This window comes from Bryocella elongata, from assembly GCF_900108185.1.
Taxonomy (GTDB): Bacteria; Acidobacteriota; Terriglobia; order Terriglobales; family Acidobacteriaceae; genus Granulicella; species Granulicella elongata.
In genome coordinates this window covers 21317-40251 of record NZ_FNVA01000011.1, presented here as the reverse complement: position 1 = coordinate 40251, position 18935 = coordinate 21317, and the positions used below count along the sequence as shown (strand labels likewise).

The 18935-nt window shown below is 62.5% G+C and carries 14 protein-coding genes; 5 read left to right on the top strand and 9 right to left on the bottom strand.

The genetic code is table 11. From position 1 onward, the window contains the following. Positions 1 to 67: 67 nt before the first annotated feature. The 6 genes from C4S68_RS22535 to C4S68_RS22510 form a co-directional block, all read right to left on the bottom strand. The gene (locus tag C4S68_RS22535) at positions 68 to 721 is read right to left on the bottom strand and encodes a PepSY-associated TM helix domain-containing protein (protein WP_235011805.1); all 654 of its coding nucleotides are present in this window, start codon (positions 719 to 721) and stop codon (positions 68 to 70) included. After that, the gene (locus tag C4S68_RS22530) at positions 702 to 2279 is read right to left on the bottom strand and encodes a DUF2271 domain-containing protein (protein ID WP_235011804.1); all 1578 of its coding nucleotides are present in this window, start codon (positions 2277 to 2279) and stop codon (positions 702 to 704) included. The genes C4S68_RS22535 and C4S68_RS22530 overlap by 20 nt, the downstream gene beginning before the upstream one ends. Positions 2280 to 2341: 62 nt before the next feature. Further along, complete coding sequence (locus tag C4S68_RS22525) at positions 2342 to 3223, bottom strand: EF-hand domain-containing protein (protein ID WP_160115291.1); 882 nt, start codon at positions 3221 to 3223, stop codon at positions 2342 to 2344. A gap of 110 nt (positions 3224 to 3333) precedes the next feature. Then, positions 3334 to 3639: a DUF3861 domain-containing protein gene (locus C4S68_RS22520; RefSeq protein WP_103935381.1), complete on the bottom strand. Its 306-nt coding sequence runs from the start codon at positions 3637 to 3639 to the stop codon at positions 3334 to 3336. 2 nt (positions 3640 to 3641) lie between these two features. Next, complete coding sequence (locus tag C4S68_RS22515; RefSeq protein ID WP_103935380.1) at positions 3642 to 3860, bottom strand: hypothetical protein; 219 nt, start codon at positions 3858 to 3860, stop codon at positions 3642 to 3644. A 61-nt stretch (positions 3861 to 3921) separates the two neighbouring features. Beyond that, entirely contained in the window at positions 3922 to 6780 is a 2859-nt protein-coding gene (locus tag C4S68_RS22510) for a TonB-dependent receptor (protein WP_103935379.1), read from the bottom strand. 181 nt (positions 6781 to 6961) lie between these two features. On the opposite strand from C4S68_RS22510, the gene C4S68_RS22505 reads away from it, so the two are divergent. Together C4S68_RS22505 and C4S68_RS22500 are read left to right on the top strand one after the other, a co-directional pair. Then, positions 6962 to 7669, top strand: coding sequence for a response regulator transcription factor (locus tag C4S68_RS22505; protein WP_103935378.1), 708 nt, complete (start codon positions 6962 to 6964; stop codon positions 7667 to 7669). Between the two features lie 3 nt (positions 7670 to 7672). Further along, positions 7673 to 9049 (top strand): ATP-binding protein, encoded by a 1377-nt coding sequence (locus C4S68_RS22500; RefSeq protein WP_103935377.1) that lies wholly within the window; start codon positions 7673 to 7675, stop codon positions 9047 to 9049. A 27-nt stretch (positions 9050 to 9076) separates the two neighbouring features. Here C4S68_RS22500 and C4S68_RS22495 read toward each other — a convergent pair whose 3' ends face one another. Further along, positions 9077 to 10294 carry a Gfo/Idh/MocA family protein gene (locus tag C4S68_RS22495; protein WP_103935376.1) on the bottom strand — a complete coding sequence of 406 codons (1218 nt, stop codon included), beginning with the start codon at positions 10292 to 10294 and terminating at the stop codon, positions 9077 to 9079. Then, positions 10291 to 11424 (bottom strand): FAD:protein FMN transferase, encoded by a 1134-nt coding sequence (locus tag C4S68_RS22490; protein WP_103935375.1) that lies wholly within the window; start codon positions 11422 to 11424, stop codon positions 10291 to 10293. The genes C4S68_RS22495 and C4S68_RS22490 overlap by 4 nt, the downstream gene beginning before the upstream one ends. 119 nt (positions 11425 to 11543) lie before the next feature. Here C4S68_RS22490 and C4S68_RS22485 point away from each other — a divergent pair, with 119 nt between their 5' ends. Continuing rightward, positions 11544 to 12842: a rhamnogalacturonan acetylesterase gene (locus tag C4S68_RS22485; protein ID WP_103935374.1), complete on the top strand. Its 1299-nt coding sequence runs from the start codon at positions 11544 to 11546 to the stop codon at positions 12840 to 12842. Between the two features lie 3 nt (positions 12843 to 12845). Here the strand turns inward: C4S68_RS22485 and C4S68_RS22480 are convergent, their stop codons facing one another. Further along, positions 12846 to 14108, bottom strand: a complete 1263-nt coding sequence (locus C4S68_RS22480) for an ROK family transcriptional regulator (protein WP_103935373.1) — start codon at positions 14106 to 14108, stop codon at positions 12846 to 12848. 279 nt (positions 14109 to 14387) lie between these two features. Here C4S68_RS22480 and xylB point away from each other — a divergent pair, with 279 nt between their 5' ends. Together xylB and C4S68_RS22470 are read left to right on the top strand one after the other, a co-directional pair. Next, a complete protein-coding gene (gene xylB / locus C4S68_RS22475) occupies positions 14388 to 15881 on the top strand; it encodes a xylulokinase (RefSeq protein WP_235011803.1) in 1494 nt (497 codons plus the stop codon). Positions 15882 to 16244: 363 nt separating this feature from the next. After that, complete coding sequence (locus tag C4S68_RS22470) at positions 16245 to 18923, top strand: glycoside hydrolase family 3 C-terminal domain-containing protein (RefSeq protein WP_103935372.1); 2679 nt, start codon at positions 16245 to 16247, stop codon at positions 18921 to 18923. Positions 18924 to 18935: the final 12 nt, after the last annotated feature.

Here is an 18935-nt window from a genome sequence, read left to right as displayed (position 1 = left end):
AGCTGTGAGTTCTGAGCTGCGAGTTTCCCTTTCAGTTGCCAGATGTCAGTTGGCCAGACGCCAGTTGTTATGTGACGTAGAGCTTGTAGAGCGTGAAGACGGCGATAGTCCCGAGCAGCGCGAGCAGGAAGCCGCTGGTGCGGCGCTTGTGCAGGAACCACAGCAGCACGAAGCCGGTGAGCGAGACGAGCACCAGAAGGATGGCGCTGGCGTCGATGACGAGGCTCCAGACCTTACCGGAGTCGCGGCCCTTGTGGAGGTCGTTGATGACGGCGACAAAGCCGCTGGAGACCTCGGTGAGCTCGTACTTGCCGGTGTCGCGATCGATGTAGGTGTCGGCGGTGTAGCCGGGAGCCCGCAGGGAGATGGAGACCTGCGAGTCATCGATGCGGAGGTCGCCGACGGCGCCGTGCACGTGCTCGCGCGAGCGAAGCATCTCGACGAGGCCGAGCTTGTCGACCTCGTGAGATGGAGCTTTGCCGATGAGTGCAGCGTCCGCGACGCCGTGTTTGACGACGGTGCGCTGCTGGCTGGCGAACCAGTCAGCATGATTGAGTGTGAGCCCGGTGGCGGCGAAGAAGAACACCACGGCGAAGCTGACCATGGAGAGGTAGATATGCAGCCAGCGGGTGACGATCGCAGATTGACGGCGTAGATGCACCTTCCACGAGACGTTGGGTCTCGTGGAAGGTGGCAGGCTGTTAGCGCTTCCGGTAGTCAAGCGTGACCTCTCCGAGCTCCTGTCCGGGAGCGATGGTGGCCTGCTCGGGCTTGCCGATGAAGCTGATCTCGCGGCGCTGGACGTCATAGCCGCCGTGCTCGCGCGCGGCTTCGATGACGACGGTGTACTTGCCGGCCTTGAGTGGCTTGCCGGTGTTGTCTTTGCCGTCCCACTTGAGGGTGTAGTGGCCGGGGGCGCGGGTGGCGGAGCTGACGGTGCGGGAGATGTCGGTGCCTTCGCTCATGGTGCGGACCTGGTCGTCCTTGTACCACTGCTTGAGTTCGGGGAGCCAACGGTTCTTCTCAAACCACAGCGCAAGCGTGCGGACGGGGTAATGGTCGGCGTCTTCGATCCAGACGGCGACGTAGGGTCGGCGGTAGCGCGGGTTGTCGATGCGCTGGAGGTTGAGGTCGATGGTGAGCTCGTAACTGGGGTCCATCATCCCCGAGGGACCCTTCTGGGGCGCGGCGAAGCCTGCGGGCTGATAGCGTGCGGTGGACGGGCCAAACTCGTAGAGGCTCCAGCCGGGGCTGGTGATCTGGCTGCCATCAGCGAGGACCAGCATGTAGTCGACGCCGGGCGTGTTGCGGGCCAGCGCGGCGGACTGTTGCTCGGTGAGGACGCTGAAGGCGGTGGCGAGGGCGCCTGCGGTCTCGGCATCCTTGGCGATGACGGTGGACGAGAGGACGTGCGAGGTGGGCTGCGCGGTGCGCGGGTCGATCAGGTGCGAGTAGGTTGGCTTGCTCGTCGCACTGGTGTTGATGGCGCTGAAGCCGCGACGATAGTCGCCGCTGGTAGCTACAGTGCGGTCGGCGACGACGACGTGGGTTAGGGCGCGATCGTTGTCGGCTGAGGAGCGCGGGTCTGTGATGCTGACCACCTGGGTCATGGCGCCGCGCGCGACGACGTCTCCGCCGACGTTGAGCATGATGCCGGTGGCCCCGGCTGCGAGGGCAGCGTCGGCGGCCTTGGCGGTGATCCAGCTCTTGGCGAAGGAGGCGAGAGCGAGGGGAGTATCGCTGACGCGGGTCGCTGTTTTGTGCTGAGCGTCGAGGATCCAGTGCGGCTGCGCGACGGCCTCGCGGGTTGCGGCGATCTCCTGGGCTGTGGGCACGCGGCCCTCGGCGGTGGTGGACTTCCAGAGGCGGGTTGCGGCTTCGACGCTTGGATCGAGGGCGCCGCCGGTGCGGTCACGCCAGGTATCGAAGGCGGCGAGGACGGCGAAGAGATCGTTGGAGACGGGTACGGCCTCAAAGCGCGTGCGCTCCCAGCGGGAGAACTCGCTGTGCTCGTCCCAGGCGCTGAGGATGGAGCGCTGGCGGTCGAAGACGCCGAGGGCAGCGGCTTCGGCGCGGGCAGCGGAGGCTTCATCCCTTGCGCTGACGTGCATCTGCAGGCTGGTGCCGAGGACGTTCTCGTGGTGGAAGCTCCAGGCGCCGAGCTGGGGGCCGGTGGGGGCGCCGGTTGGCTGAACGGCGAAGGCGTTCTGGGCCAGCGGCGCTGCAGCCATGGGGATCACGCTGAGGGCACTCAGCAGGCGTCGCGTCTTTCCGCGCATTCTTCTCTCCTTATCCGTGCAGGGTGTTTGTCGATTTCGTTGAAGTCGATTTCAGGAACGCCCTAAATCTGTTGCGGTGGCGGTCCGTCGGGACGGTGTTCGCCTTCGTTGCCACCGGGGCCTTCGCGACGCGCGGGAGTATGTGTGGTCATGTACTGCAGCACCTCGGCCTTGTCGAGCACACCGTCGTGGTTGCTATCCATCGCGTCGAAGTCCTTTGCGAGGCTCTCCGGGACTTCGGTGCGCTGGAGCTTGCCGTCCTTGTTGGTATCGAACTCGTCGAACATGTGATTGATTCGATCTTCGACCGTTTGCTGCCGCACGCGGATCTCGTCGGAGGTTAAGTTTCCGTCATGATTCGCGTCGAGGGTTAGCAGCGACGTGGTCGCGACGGCGATCTCGTTGGCTTCTAGGATGCCGTTGTGATTGAGATCGAGTGCATTGAGGATGGGGTCCATGCGGAAGGTGCCCTGGGCGTGGCCGGGGCGGGCGCTGGAGCCGGCTGGCATAGCCTGACGGTTGCTGAGGGTGCGGATCTCGTCGGAGGTAAGCTTGCCATCGTGGTTGGCATCACCACGGGTGAACATGCCCTGCATGCGCTCGGGCAAATCGGTGGCGACGAGGTAGCCTTTGCCGGCTTTGTCGAAGGTCATCAGCTGCTGCACAAGCTGGTCATTGGCGGCGTCGGCCTCGGGTGGCCGGCCCGTGAGCTCGTCGGCCGTAAGCTCGCCGTCGCCGTTGCGGTCGAGCGTCAGCAGGCTCGAGGGAGCGGCTTTGATCTCATCGGCGGAGAGGGTGCCGTCGTGGTTGAGGTCGAGGGCCTGCAGGGCGAAGCGAGGCTGCTGCCGGCCACCGGGGCCCTGGGCTTGGGCTAACGGGGTCGAGATTGCTGCTACCGCCACGAGTGCGGCGATGGAGGAAAGAGTGCGAAGAGAAGAGCTCACGTTCAGCCTCATGTGTATATGCGACTGAAATAGTCGTAGATGTACTATACCCAGATCCGCGCTGCTCCGGGAGAGATATCAAACCATCGTTCGATGTTCGTGCAAAGCCGTTATTGGGCCGAAGAGTCAGAGGTGTGCTGCCCCTTCACGGCCTTCATGAAGTCGGCCATGGCAGGCCGGATGAGGCTGAAGGGCTCGCGCTGGCGGTTCTTGAGGATGACTTCGCCGAAGAGTTTGAGGCCAATGGCAAAGGCCTGGCTGGTGGGTTCATCGAGGTCGAAACGTCCGTTCATACGGCGGGCGATGGCGATGATGTCGTCGTGGTTGTCGACGTCGAAGACGAGGGCCGAGGCATCCTCGGGAAGCGCGCTTGAAGCGGCCGGGAGTGGCTCGACGGTGATGCGAAAGAGTGGCATGGCTAATCCTGATTGAGCTGGCGTGACGTGGCGGGGACCCGGCCGGCTAGCGTGGGGGCTGACTGGTGTATGGATTGGGGCATGTCGTGGCTTAGGAAGATGGACAGCAGCAGGGCCCGGGTGCCGGAGAGCAGAAAGACGTCCATCCAAAGGAGCTGCGCGATGACGACAGCGAGGAGCAGTGGCCATTGGCGCGTGTGCTGACGAGTTCCAGCGTGCATGTTCGAGTCCTTTCCTAAAAAGAAGGAGGGCCCATGGCGCAGGCCCTCCCGACCGGGAAACTTAGAAGTTGAAGGACATCTGCAGGTCGATGCTGCGGTTCGAAGCGGCTGAGCCGAAGAAGCCGCCCGCGATCGCGGTGGACTTGTCGAAGTTGGTGGAGGTGAGCACGCCGTTGGGGGTTGCAAGACTGGTGTGATTGAGCGCGTTGTGGGCCATGACGGCGAAGTTCAGCGAGTACTTGCGGGGCACCAGCTGATCGAGGCGAGGAGGTCCGCCACTGCCGCTGAGTCCGCCGGGCCCAAGGCCGCCGCCGGGGCCACCGCCACCGGGAGGGCCTCCGCCACCGGGACCGCCGGGGCCACCACCCTGTGAGGAACCGCCGACACCGCCTTCAACCCGCGGGCCGATGCCGATGGACTTGCTGACGCGCAGATTGAGGCTCCAGTTCGAGGGGCCGGTGCCGATGTCGTACGGGATGCGGGCCGCAGTGGAGCTGGGGTCGAGGTCGAACTTACCGAGCGCGGTCTGGATGACGTCGGTGCCGGTTGCCGTCGCGTAGGCGGGACGGTCATTGTATTGGTTGTCGCCGTTGAGGTCGGTGCCGGTGGTGACGTTGAACGGGCTGCCGGCGTTGGCGACGAAGAACGGGCTGACGCTGATCCCGAAGGGCGCCTGCACGCTGCCCCCGAGGAGGAAGCGGTTGCGCACGTCGAAGGAGGCGCGGCCATAGTCGGCACCGGGGTTGGTCTGCTGCGAAGGGAAGTAGGTGGCGCCGGAGGTATCGGACTTGGCGAAGCCGAGCTGATAGAAGCCGAAGAGTGAAGCTCGCTTCATGCGGACGGTGTAGTTCAGCATGAGCTGGTTCTGGCTGTATACGCCGCCGGACTGGAACTGGTAGATGTTCTCGTTGATGCCGTTGGGGCGCACTCCGGTGGCTGTGGCGAGGTTGTAGGTGCCAGGTTCGTAGGCGTTGATGTTGTCGCTCATGTACTGATGCACGCCGCGCGAGTTGATGTAGGTGGCAGAGAGTGTGAGGAGCTTGCCGAAGCTGTGGTCGACGCCCACGGCGGCTTCCATGTTCACCGAGGCCTTCAGGTTAGGCGAGACGGAGTAAAGCGTGGGTGCGGAGCTGCTGAGGGTCGCGAGCGTTGTGGCGGAGGGTGCGTTGGAGCTGAAGGTTGGGTTCTTCACCGTGTACTGCTGCTGGTTGATGCCGTTCTGGCGGATCGCATCGAGCACGTACGTGGCGGAGAACCGATCGTAGAACCAGCCATAGCCGGCGCGGATGACGGTGTTGGCCTTCTTGCCGTTGCGAGCGCCTGGAGCCCAGCTGAGGGCAAGGCGAGGAGCGAAGTCGGCGTGATCGCCGATGCGGTTCTGGCCTTCGTAGCGGAGGCCGTAGCTGAGGGTGAGGTTAGGACGGACGGTCCAGTCGTCCTGGTAGTAAAGCGCGGCATCAAAGAGGTTGATGCTTGCGGTGGTCTTGCCTGCGGTCACGTCGTACTCGCTGGGCGTACCGGCGGCGTAGTTGGTGAGTGAGGAGTAGATGTAGCTGCCGTTGAAGCCGGAGTTGGCGTTGTTGACCTCATGGGTGAGGCGAAGGCGGGTGCCGAAGTTGAGGGCATGCTTGCCTTCGGAGGCGGTGATGTAGTCCTGCAGTTCGAAGCGGTCCTGGTTGTCGCGCACGGTGCCGGTGCTGTTGCCACCGCCGCTGAAGGAGCCTTGCACTGTGACGGTTGTAGCTGTGGACTGCGCAACCTGATTGTTGCGATCGGCGGAGTACTGGAAGTGCAGATCGTTGACGATCTTCGGGGTAAGGATCTGCGTGTCGCTGATCTGGACCGTGTTCTCCATGTTGTGCGTGTCGTAGGCCTGGGTGGGAAGTGCGAGGCCGGAGACGCCGCTATTGGTCGCGACCTGGCGATCGAACATGTAGCGGATGCTGAGGGTGTTGCTGGATCCGAGCTGGAAGTCGAAGCGCGGGCTGATGTCGAGCCGCGACTGCGGGTTGGGCTGGGCGATCTTGTAGGCGACGGTGTTGCCGTTGGAGTCGAGGATCTCGGCGTTGACGATGGAGTTGGAGGCGTTGTCGCGGCGGAAGACGTTGGCGAAGTAGGAGGCCTTCCTGGTCAGCGCACCGCTGACGTTGCCGGTGAAGAAGGTGGAGTAGTAGGCGGGTTCGCTGGTGACGAAGGGGTTGAGGGAGTTGAAGGCGTTGTCGTTGCCGTTGACCATGAGCGAGCCGTGGAACTTGTCGGTGCCAGGCTTGGTGAGGATCTCGATGCGGCCGTAGCCGAGCTTGTCGTACGCGGCGGAGAAGGGATTGCGATTGACGCGGATCTCGCGGATGGCGCTCTTGGGCGGGAGCTGTCCGCCGCTGAAGCCGTCGATGTAGATCTCACCACCGGAAGGTCCGGCGGAGGGACCGGCGAGTGCGGTGAGCTCATTCTGCAGATCGTCGGGATCGTCGGAGAGAGCATCGAGGTCCTTGCCCTTGATGACGATGGAGTTGGCGTTCTCATCGGGGCTTACGCTGACGCCGGGAGCGTCGGTGTCGACCTGGACCTGGGTATCGACGGAGATCTCGAGCTGGATGTTCTGGGATACAGGCTTGTCCGCGGGAACCATGACGTCATTGACGAGCGCCGGGCTGAAGCCTTTGGCAACCACGGAGAGGGTGTAGCGGCCGGGCGTGAGCCGCGGAATCTCATACGCACCGCTCGCAGAGCTCTTGACCTTGCGCGCCACAGCGCCATTGCTGGAAAGGGTGATATCCGCCTGCGGCACGAGCGCGCCGGAGGGGTCGGTGATGGCGCCGCGGACTGTGCCCGTAGCTGTCTGGGCGCGGCTGATCGTGGCAAATGCCAGCGTCAATACAAGAGCGATCGATACACGAAGGAAGGTGCGAAAGCGAATCATGCGTTGCCTCTCTGAACCATCTCCAGAAGAAAGCAGCGCGGCGGGGCGTGCGGTCACATTGGGTAGCGCACTGTAACGATTTGTCACCACCGGTGTGACCAATCATGACAAAAGGATTGTTGCAGGAAGGCGCATCGGCGCTACTCTAAATCGGTAAATCCACGCAGAGACGAAGGGCGCCATGGAAGAGGTCTTGATCATCGACGATGACGTGGAGTTGTGCGAGATGCTGACGCAGTATCTTGGCCGCTACGACTTCCATGTCTCGTCGGTCCATCGTGGCGACTCCGGGCTGGAAGCTGCGCGGCAGCGCTCGTGGGACATGATCCTGCTGGACGTGATGCTGCCGGGTATGGATGGCTTCGAGGTGTTGAAGAACATCAGGACGTTTTCTGCAGGCAGCGTGCTGTTGCTCACCGCGCGTGGTGAAGATGTGGACCGCATCGTGGGGCTGGAGCTTGGCGCCGATGATTACCTCGCGAAGCCCTTCAATGCGCGCGAACTGCTGGCGCGAATTCGTGCGATTCGCCGCCGTGCCATGGTGCCTGTCTCGAGTGAAGAGCGGACGACCATCAGCGTTGACGGCCTGACGCTGGATCGTGCGACCCGTTCCGTCACACTGAACGGCGATGCGCTGGACCTGACCGATGTGGAGTTCGCGTTGCTCGAGGTTCTGATGCGCTCGCCCGGCAAGGTGGTGGATCGCGACAAGCTCTCGGAAGAGGTGCTGGGGCGCGACTTCAATCCATTCGATCGCAGCCTCGACATGCATGTGAGCCGGCTGCGCAAGAAGCTGGCTCGCGATGGCAACGGGGAAGACCTGGTGAAGACGGTTCGTGGCGCCGGGTATCAACTTGTGCTGCGGCGTACCGCAGGAGGTCGCAGCTAAGCCATGCGTGGACTCTTTCTTCGGATCTTTGCCATCTTCTGGCTGGCGCAGAGCCTCATCTTTGTGATCTCGACGGGGCTGATTGTCTCGCAGCATTTCCCCAATGGCGGGTCTATCGCGGAAGCGCTCGACAGCACGCTGCGTAACAATGCGGAGATCGCCATCAAGGCGTATGACGCGGGAGGTTGCCCGGCGTTCGCTTCGGTGGCCGGCCGGTTTGAGCCGGAAGGCTCGGCGCTGCTGGACCAGGAGGGCGATGTGATCTGCAATCACTCGCTCAAGGTTGCGGTGGCCGGTGTGCGTCCCCATATTGCAGACAGGATCGATCTGCGCGACTTCAACGGGAGCTTCGGAGCGCTGGTGCCGGAGACATCGAAGACTGGCGCGCGCTACGAGTATGTGTGGATCGCTCCACCGGCGAGGCATCGTCCTCCACCTCGGCGGTGGCAGTACTGGCACTTTGCGGTGCCGCAGCTTCCGGTGGCGATCCTTGTGGGCGGTGCGACGACGTTTGTGCTGGTGTTGTTCATCAGCAGGCCGCTAGTGCGGCTGCGCAGGGCAGCGCGAAAGCTTGCAGAAGGCAAGCTGGATGTGCGTGTCGACCAGTCGCCGAAGCAAGCGGCGCAGGCAAACTCGGATGAGTTCCAGGGGCTGGTGCATGACTTCAACCACATGGCCGAACGGCTGGAGTCCATGGTGGGCGCGCAGAAGCTGCTGGTGCGGGATATCTCGCATGAGCTGCGGTCGCCGCTGGCGCGGCTGAGTGTGGCGCTGGAACTGGCGCGCGACGATGCGGGGCCAGAGCTGGAGACGCATCTTGGACGCATCGAGCGCGAGACGCTTCGGCTCAATCAGCTGATTGGGCAACTGCTCACGCTCTCGGCGATGGAAGCCCGCGATGGTGCGAAGTCGTATGACGTGGTGTCGTTGAACGGCGTGTGCGAAAAGATCCTTCCTGACGCGGCGTATGAAGCGCAGCAACGGCCCTGTCGCGTGGAGTTGATTCAGGAAGGCAAGTTCAGCATCCGTGGGAACCAGGAGCTGCTGTATCGCGCGATCGAGAACGTGGTGCGCAATGCGATTCGCTATACGGCGCCGAACACGCTGGTGCAGCTTCGACTCACGGGCGAGACGATGCAGGGCAAGTCTTACGCGGCCCTGGAGATCAACGATGAAGGGCCAGGTATACCCGAGGCGGAGCTGACGGAGATCTTCCGGCCGTTCTACCGCGTGGATCGCGCTCGAAGCTCGGATACCGGTGGAGTGGGAGTGGGGCTTGCGATTACGGATCGCGCTGTGCGTCTGCATGGAGGCACGATCCGAGCATCGAACCGTGAGCCTGCTGGGACCAGCGTGAAGATGCTCTTCCCGCTGTCGTAGCGGGAAGAGCATGGAGCGCGAACTGGACTAGATGCTGGTGGTGGGGAGCGGGATCGCCGTCTTCTCTTCAGTCTGCACGGCATCGTGTGCGACGGCGCAGGCGATGCCGGAACCGAAGCCGACTTTGAGGTCGGCGTCGATGCCATGTTCGCCGCGTACGGCTTCCACGAAGGAGCGGACAGCACAGAGCGTTGGGTCTTCGGTCGTGGTGGTCAGCTTTTCTCCTGGGCCGCGATAGGGCATCTCCCCGGTTGTGGAGTAGGAAGCTCCGGTCACTGTGCCTTGCTGAGCGATGACACCGCCACTGCGCTGGCGCATCTTGTCTTTCTCGTAGTAGAAGACGGCGTCTTCGATGGTGAGCTGCACACTGCCCTCATCGCCGTAGATCCAAAGCTCGTTGCCGGACTTCGCGTTGTCGGTGAGTGAAGAGAAGACGAGCTTGCGGCCTTCGGAGTAGCTGAGCACCATCTGGACGTTATCGCCCACGGTGCGGCCGTCGTGGTACTTGACGATGCTTTGGGTGCCGAGCACGTGGGAAGGCTGCTCCCCAAAGACCCAGTTGGCGATGTCGATGTGGTGCGAGCCGAGCTCGGTGCCCAGGCCGCCGGAGGTCTCCTTGTAGAGCCGCCAGTTGATGAGGTGTTCGAGCTTACCACCGGGGTCGGGCGAAGGCACCGGGCGGCGCCAGCTGCCGTTGCGATGCCAGTAGGCGTAGATGTGGGTGGGCTTGCCGATGGCTCCGTCCTTGACGCGGCGCAGGGCCTCCTGCACCCAGGCGGCGTAGCGATACTCGTGGCCGACCTGCAGCGGGATTTTGTGCTTGTGGACCTCGGCGAGGATGTTCTGGTTGTCGGCGACGGTGAAGCCGAGGGCCTTCTCGCAATAGATGGGGCGGCCGGTGCGCGCGGTGGCGATGACGTGCTCGGCGTGGCAGCCGACGGGGCTGGCGATGAGCACAGCGTCGATGTCGTCGCGGCGCAGGAACTGTTTGAGGTCTGCTGTCGCAGGTACGGTCTTGCCGACGAGCTTGTTGGTCTGCTCGTAGCGCGGCGGGTAGATGTCGCAGACGGCGGTGATGGAGACGCCGGGGACGCGCAGGAGCTGACGCAGATTCTCCTGGCCGCGGCTGCCGGAGCCGATGATGCCGATGCGCACGGGCTTGGCCGCGGGCGAGGCGGCGCGGGCGATCGCGGAGGAGCTGAGAGCGGCAGCGGAGGCAGTGTGCAGGAAGTCGCGACGGTTCATTCGTGGGAGACCTTTCCTTCTGTTTCGTGAGAGCGTTGCCCTTGAGATGGTTGCAGAGTGCAGTGGCTTGTGTCGATGGGTGCGGTCCAGCGAAATGCGGTGCAGGTTTTTCGATCGGTTGTGCTGGAGACGACTAACGCGCGGGCCTCAGGGGCATCATGCTGCAAGACCCGAAGGCTCTCGTCGGGGTTATCGACGAAGAGCACGTTCGATAGCGCGTCACTCGCGGTTGCGGAGGGATCGATGATGGTGACCTGCACCCGGCCTTCGACGGGGCGCAAGGTGCGCGGATCCATGATGTGGCAGTAGAGATGGCCGTTGGCGACGAAGTTCTTCTGCGAGCAGTCGGAGCTGGAGAGCGAGGTGTCGCGAAGATAGATGCTGGATAGCGTGGCGTTGCTGGGTAACGGCCCCGGAACGACGATCTTCCAGCCGGGTTCGCCTGGAGGAGCGCCCAGGGCGTAGATGGTGCTGCCGCCGGCGGAGATCATCGCCGCCGGCACGTGATCATCACGGAGGAGCGCGACGGCAGCATCGACCGCGAAGCCCTTGCCGATGCCGCCAGGGTCGAGCTCGATGCCGGGATCGAGGAAGCGCACGGTGCGGGTTGAAGCGTCGAGCTGTAACTTCTGCCAGCCGGTGGAGGCTCGGGCTTTCTCGAGCTCCGTGTCGGAGGGGATCGCTCCCTGGTGACGATAGAAGCCCCACAGCTTCATGAGGCGGCCGACGGTGATGTCGAAGGCGCCATTGCTGACAAGGCTCCAATGCTGGCTTGCCAGCAGGAACCGCATCGTCTCTTCATCGGTGGTTACCGGGGTGCGGCCGGCGTTCTGGTTGATGCGCGAAAGCTCACTGGCGGGCTGGTAGTTGGAGAGCAGGGCATCGATGCGGTCGATCTCGTCGAAGACCTGCTGCTCGATGGCTTCAGCCTGGGGCTGGCTCGGGCTATAAAGGCTCAACGTGTAGACGGTGCCCATCGCCTTGTGAGTCGCGGTGAAGAGCTGGTTCGCGGCCACCGGGGTTTGGGAGAAGCACGAGGTAGCGAGCAGCGCCAACGCGGCGACCGAGCTGAGGCAACCGATATCGTTGCGAGTGCGAACTTTCGTGGTCTTTCGCGATCCCGGAATCATTCGCAACCATGGTATTACTTTCGTCGGAACGTCTGGCGAGGCGAGCACGCTATGCTTGTGCCGGGCGAGGAGCATGATCGCCAGCCCGACCCTGCAGGCATTTTCCTAAGGAACAGTCGATGATACGAGTTCAGTCCGCCATACTCTTCTGCGTGGTTTTCGGTCCTGCCACTGGACTGATGGCGCAGACCTTCTCCTGCGCTGCCTCGGGCAGCCACGGCGTCCAGTTGCTTCGCGCGTCGTCCGTGGCGACGGCCAGCGCTGCGGGCTTTGATTTTGGCACGGTGCCGGATCACTTCGATGGGAGGGGTTGCAGCGCCGCGAAGGACTTTTACCTCTCCATTCCCGCGAAGGATGGCAACTACCGAGTGACGGTGACGCTGGGGGGCTCGGTGGATGCGGTGACGACAGTGCGCTCTGAGGCGAGGCGGCTGATGCTCGCGCGCGTTGCGACAAAGGCGGGGAAGATCTCCACCGCGAGCTTTGTCGTGAACGTGCGCACACCGGAGGTTGCGGGCCAGACGAAGCCGGATGGATCGCCGCAGGTGGTCAAGCGCAAGCCCCGCGAGTTGAATTCGCTGGACTGGGACAGCAAGATCACGTTGGAGTTTGCGGGCGATCGGCCTTCGCTGGTGAGCGTGCGCGTTGAGCCAGCGGATGTTCCGACCGTGTACCTTGCGGGCGATTCGACCGTGGTGGATCAGGACAATGAGCCGTGGGCGGCGTGGGGGCAGATGCTGCCTGCGTTCTTCGGCGATCGTGTGGCGATCAGCAACCAGGCGGAGTCGGGCGAGACGATCCGGTCGTTCGATGGGGAGTTGCGCTTTGCGAAGATCTTCTCGACGATCAGGAAAGGTGACTACCTGTTCTTTCAGTTTGCGCATAACGATCAGAAGCCCGGTGGAGGATATGTCTCGCCGGAGATGTATACCGGGCTGCTCACGAGGTACATCGCGAAGGCGCGCGAGATAGGAGCGACGCCGGTGCTGGTGACCAGCATGAATCGCCGCACATTCGACGCGGAAGGGCACATTACTGACACTCTTGCGCCGTACCCGGAGCTGATGCGCAAGGTTGCCGCGGAGCAGAAGGTTGCGTTGATCGACCTGAACGCGATGAGCAAGACGTTGTATGAGGCGATTGGCGAGCCGACCTCGCGCAGCCTGTTTGTCTATGCCGCGCCGAACACGTATCCCAGGCAGCCGGAGGCGCTGCACGATGACACACACTTCAACGGTTATGGAGCGTATGAGCTCGCGCGCTGCGTGGTGCGGGGCATCGTCGAAGACAGGCTGCCGCTCGCGTCGCTCCTGCGGGATCAGCACCCGCACTTCGATCCGCAGCATCCGGATACCGCGAGCGCAGTCGCACTTCCCGAGGCCGGCTTTTATGACCTCGAAAAGCCCTACGAACGCTGACCTTCAGTCGCGCTGCTGCTTGCCGTGGGCCGAACGGTAGTAGCCCGAGTGCCGCTGCAGGACGACCGCAGCGGCTCCTCGAAGGAGTGCCAGTTCGCCATCGCCAATGGACATGAGCTTGGGCGCAGAGCCCGTGAGCAGGCCTGCGCGGCACTCGCGCTCGATGATGGAATGCGATAGCTCCCAGACGGTGGTGATGTCGCCGGCGAAGAGGATGACCTCGGGGGAAAGTGCCGCGTTGATCATGCGCAGGCCTCGGCCAATGGCTTCGCTCTGGCGCTCGAGTGCGCGGAGAGCGGCTGGGTTCTTGCTGACGGCGAGGGTCGCGAGATCGCTCATGGTGAGCTTATCTGTGCTCCCGGTGAGCTCCGCGTAGTAGCGCAATGCGGCGCGCGAAGACGCGAACATCTCCCAGCAGCCATGCTTGCCGCAGCCACAGAGTGGACCTGAGGCATCGACACAGATGTGGCCGAACTCGCCGGCAAGGCCGCCGCGGCCGCTGATGAGGCGTCCTTCAGCGAGCACGGCCGCGCCGACGCCCTCGGAGATGGCGATCAGCACGACGTTGCGCAGGCCATCGAGATGGCCGAACCAGAGCTCCGAGAGCAGGCACGAGTTGGCATCGTTTTCGAGCTCGACGCGCAGGCCCCCGACGCGGCGCGACAACTCGCCGCAGATGTCATAGTTCTTCCAGTTGAGATTGGGAGCGAGGGTAAGGCGATTGCTTTGCGGCTCGACGCGACCCTGCACGCTGAGGCCGATGCCCTCGAAGGACTTCTGCGGGAACTGGCCCCGCAGAACATTCATCCCGTCGGCGATGGCCCCGATGCTTCTCTGAACCTTGGTCGCGAGCGGAACGACGAGGCGCGAGAGGAAGCGGCCATTGAGATCGACGACGGCGAGTACCGCCTGGGTAGGGCGAACATCGGCAACGAGGATCAGGAGGTCGTCGTTGAGAGCGAGCATCGTCGGCCGACGGCCGCGAGCCGTCGTGACGGCGCCACCTTCCTTGATCCAACGCTCTTCTTTGAGCTGCTCAACGATGGAGGATACGGTGCTTGGCTGCAACCCGGAAAGGCGTGCGAGATCGACGCGCGAGACCGGTTGCGAGGAGCGGACGTACTCGAGGATGAGGTCGCGATTGATGTCGCGAGTCAGCTCTGTCGAAGCCACTTCGACATAGGCGAGTTCGCGAACGGCGCGAATGGGATGGCGAACCGGAGACTTTCGGGTCTGCTTCGAGTTGTTCGTAGGAGGCGAAGACATGAACGTTCAGTGAATGCGGTACGGCGTAGGTTCACGATACCGCAGCAGGAATCGCAGAATGAAGATTCTTCGCGATGGCCGCAGGATTGTGCCGCGAGAGGGACCCGACGGCTGACCCAGTCACGCTCAACATATAGAGTCGCAACTCTCATTCCTTTGACGATGTGATTGACTGCAATGCAGTGTCCGGGGTTCGATGAAATGTGACCCTATGTTTCCCGGGGACGCGAAGGTATCCCACTGAAACTCTTCGTGCGGTAGGGTGATGAGAGGGTGAATATGAACTCCATGTATCTCGGAATCGACTGTGGGACGCAGGGCACGAAGGCGCTGCTGGTGGACGGGAGCGGGCAGGTGCATGGTCGCGGCTATGCGAAGCACGCTCTGATTGAACGGCCATCGGGCGCCCGGGAGCAGGAACCGCAGTGGTGGGTGGATGCTTTGATCTCTGCGGTAAAGGCGGCGCTCTCGACGGCACCGGACGGCTCGCACGTGGACGCTGTCGGAGTCAGCGGGCAGCAGCATGGCCTTGTCGTTCTCGATGAGCACGATGCCGTAATCCGCCCGGCGAAGCTTTGGAACGATACGGAGACCGCCCCGCAGAACAGCGAGATCATCGCGCGCATGGGTGGGAGCGAGGCGTTCTTCCAGCGCTTCGGCATCGTGCCTCTGACGGGTTACACCGTGTCCAAGCTGCTGTGGCTTGCTGAGTGTGAGCCGGAAAACTTCGCGAAGGTGCGGCATGTTCTGCTACCGCATGAATACCTGAACTTCTGGCTTACCGGGAAGTTTGCCGCGGAATGGGGTGATGCCTCCGGGACCGCGTTCTTTGATGTACGGCAACGCACCTGGACACGCGACGTCCTCGACGCGATCGACGGAGGCAGTGGGCAATTGTTCGCTGCGTTGCCGCCTCTTGTCGGCCCCGATGCCGTGGTGGGTACGCTTCGTCCTGAGGTTGCGTCGATCCTCGGTCTACACGTCGATTGCATCGTCGCCGCAGGTGGAGGCGACAACATGATGGGGGCGATCGGTACGGGTAACGTGCGAGAGGGCGTCGTGACGTTGAGCCTGGGAACCTCGGCGACGGTGTACTCCTACAGCGAGAGGGTACCTTCTGACCCGACGGGAAACGTCGCGCCTTTCTGCTCATCGTCGGGTGGATGGCTGCCGCTTGTATGCACGATGAACGCGACGAACGTTGTGACAGCGACGGCGCAGTTGCTGGGCAAGACGGTGCTGGACATAGATTGCGCTCTGGACGCGACCGCTCCAGGAGCTGATGGGCTCGTGTTTCTTCCATTTCTGAACGGAGAGCGAACGCCCGATCTTCCGGACGCGCGGGGTTCCTTGCATGGCGTGTCGGCCATGAACTTTACGGCGGATCATTTGCTGCGCGCCGCAGTGGAGGGCGTGAGCTTTGGCGTTCTCAGCGGCCTCGATCTTGTGTTGGCTGGACGTGATGCGGAGACCATCTATGTGATCGGGGGAGGTGCTCGGTCGCGGGGGTGGCGTCAGCTTCTGGCGGATGCAACGGGAGCGACGATCCAGGTCCCCTTAGAAGAAGAGGCAGGTTGCCTCGGTGCGGCGATCCAGGCGATGGTCGCCAAGTCGGCGTCGTCTGTAGCGCCGCTAACCTTCGTCGAAGTCGCTTCGCGGCTTGTGCGCATTGATGAGGCGGCGACCTGTTCGCCTCGCACCGAACTACGTAGCGCCTACGACAACGCGCGCGCTGCCTACAGAGGACGACTTCAACAGTATTACGGGATTTAGCTCTCTGGAACGCGATTGAGCCGGAGGTTGCAAGACGCCTGGCATCGGGGCCGGCTCTGAGGATTATTTCGCCAGGTGATGTAGAGTTTGCACGGCTGCGATGTCGCCTGCCTTGGTGCTTCAGAGGTATTTGGGACACTACCGGCGTCACCGTGAAATCCTTCATAAAATGAGGCGTTCATGGTGGCTGGAGGGTTGTATGTGATGCTGTGTGCAGATGCCGGGACGAGGGATGCCACGAGGTGACGATTCTCATCGCAGGACGCTGGCGCTGGATATCTTTCGCATGGTACATATAATTGGTCGTGCCAACCCAAGTCCCTTCGTACCTGTTCGGCATAGCAGACCTGACGGAGTCTTCTGATGCGTCTTTTTTCGTGCTCTCTCGTTGCACTCTTCCTTATGCCCGCAGCTGTTTCCGCACAGACGCAGGGAGCCGTCTATCTCAATCCTGGGCTCTTGCCGGAGCAACGCGCGCATGACCTTGTATCCCGCATGACGCTGGAGGAGAAGGCCGCGCAGAGCATGAATACGGCTCCGGCGATTCCGAAGCTGGGCATCCCGGCGTATGACTATTGGAGCGAGGGGCTGCATGGTGTCGCGCGGTCAGGCTATTCGACCCTGTTTCCGCAGGCGATCGGGATGGCGGCCACCTGGGATGCTCCGCTGCTCCATGGTATTGGCGAGGTCGTCTCGACAGAGGCCCGCGCGAAGTTCAATGAAGCCACCCGGCATGACATCCACAGCATCTACTTCGGGCTGACGATCTGGTCCCCGAATATCAATATCTTTCGCGATCCACGCTGGGGTCGGGGGCAGGAGACCTATGGAGAGGATCCGCTTCTCACCGGGACTCTTGGGCTGAACTTCGTGCGCGGGCTGCAGGGCCCCGATCCGCTGCATCCCCGTGTGATCGCGACACCGAAGCACTTTGCGGTGCACAGCGGGCCGGAGAGTGAACGTCACAAGTTCAACGTCGATCCGACGCCGCATGACTTGTGGGACACCTATCTTCCACAGTTTCGAATGGCGATCGTGGACGGTAAAGCGGACTCGATCATGTGTGCCTATAACGCAATCGATGGCGTGCCGGCGTGTGCGAGCGATCTCCTGTTGAACCAGGTGCTACGCAAGGACTGGAAGTTTGACGGGTTCGTGACCTCAGACTGCGGCGCCGTGGATGACTTCTTTCAGCAAAAGGCTCACCACACCTCCCCGGACAAGGAGCATGCTGCCGCGACGGCGGTGTTGATGGGAACGGATACAAATTGTGGCTCGACGTACAAGGCGCTGCCGGCTGCCGTTCAGTCAGGCCTGTTGAAGGAAAGCGATCTTGACCGGACGCTGGAGCGGCTGTTCGTCGCTCGCATCAGGCTGGGACTCTTCGACCCACCGGCCAGCGTCCCGTATGCACAGATTCCCTTTTCGGAGGATCGTTCACCTGCGCACCTTGCGCTATCGCTCAAGGCCTCGCGCGAGTCGATGGTCCTGCTGAAGAACGATGGCATTCTCCCGCTGTCACCTGGGAAGTACAAGCGCATTGCAGTGATCGGTCCGAACGCGGATTCTTTAGCGGCTCTTGAAGGCAATTACAACGCGATCCCGGAGAATCCGAAGATGCCCGTGGATGTTCTGCGGGAGGAGTTCGTTCAAGCGAAGCTGACCTATGCGGAAGGCGCGCCGTATGCCGACGGCGTCGCTCTGACTGCGCCTCGAACCCTGTTCCATCCGGCGGCGGGAGATACGCGCGAAGGTTTGAAGGCCGAGTATTTCGCGAAGCCGGATTTCGCGTCTCCGGTCGCATCGCGGATAGATCCGGAGATTGATTTCGACTGGAACTCCGCTGCTCCCGTCCCCGGACAAGCGCAGGATGCCTTCAGTGTGCGGTGGACCGGAACGATTGCAATGCCCCAGGCCGGCGACTTTGAGTTCAACATGCGGCTGGCGCATTGCTATCCATGTGGCGACCATGAGCAGTTTCGCGTGCTGCTCGACGGTGAAGAGGCCGCGCACTTCGGGACGTCAAAGGGTGAGTTCCGCGAGAGCACAACGCCACGGTTCACGATGCACTTTGCGGACACGAAGCCGCACACAATCCTGATTGAATATGCCCATCGCGCTCCACTGTTTGGAGGGGGAATCACACTGGAGTGGGTCCCGCCTGCAGGCGTTCTGCAGGCCGAGGCGGTGAAACTGGCTGAGAGCTCTGACCTCGTCGTCGCGATGGTGGGCCTCTCGCCCGAACTTGAAGGTGAAGAGATGAAGGTGACGGCCGCGGGCTTTGCCGGCGGCGATCGCACAGACATCGTGCTGCCTGAAAGCCAGCGCAGAATGCTGGAGGAGGTAGCGGCGACGGGCAAGCCTATGGTGGTCGTGCTGCTCAACGGCTCGGCGCTGGCGGTGAACTGGGCGAAGGATCATGCCAATGCCATCCTGGAGGCGTGGTATCCGGGAGAGTATGGCGGGCAGGCAATTGCCGAGACGCTCGCCGGGAAGAATAATCCCGCGGGGCGGCTGCCTGTGACGTTTTATAAGTCGGTAGCAGACCTGCCGGCGTTCACCGACTACGCGATGAAGAACCGTACGTATCGTTATTTCAGCGGATCGCCGTTGTTTGGTTTTGGATATGGTCTCAGCTACACGCATTTCACGTATTCGCACCTTGTGCTGTCGACACATGCTTTGGACGCGGGCAAGGAAATCACCGCGGAGGTGGATCTTCGCAACGATGGCCATCGAGACGGTGATGAGGTGGCGCAGGTATATCTTCTACCTCCCGCAAGCGGGAACGATGGCCTTTCTCCGAAGCAACAGCTGGTCGGCTTCCAGCGTGTCAGCCTGAAGGCTGGAGAGAGCCGCCATCTTCGCTTTGTGCTCACACCGCGAGAGATCTCTGAAGTCGATGGCAAGGGTGAACGTTCCGTCCAGGCTGGAAGCTACGGACTCGCTATCGGCGGTGCATTGCCGGGAGATCCCGCCGCGCCTGCTGCCGCGCAGATGACGACATTCACGATCACGGGATCAGCACCGCTCCCACGCTAGAACATGGATTCC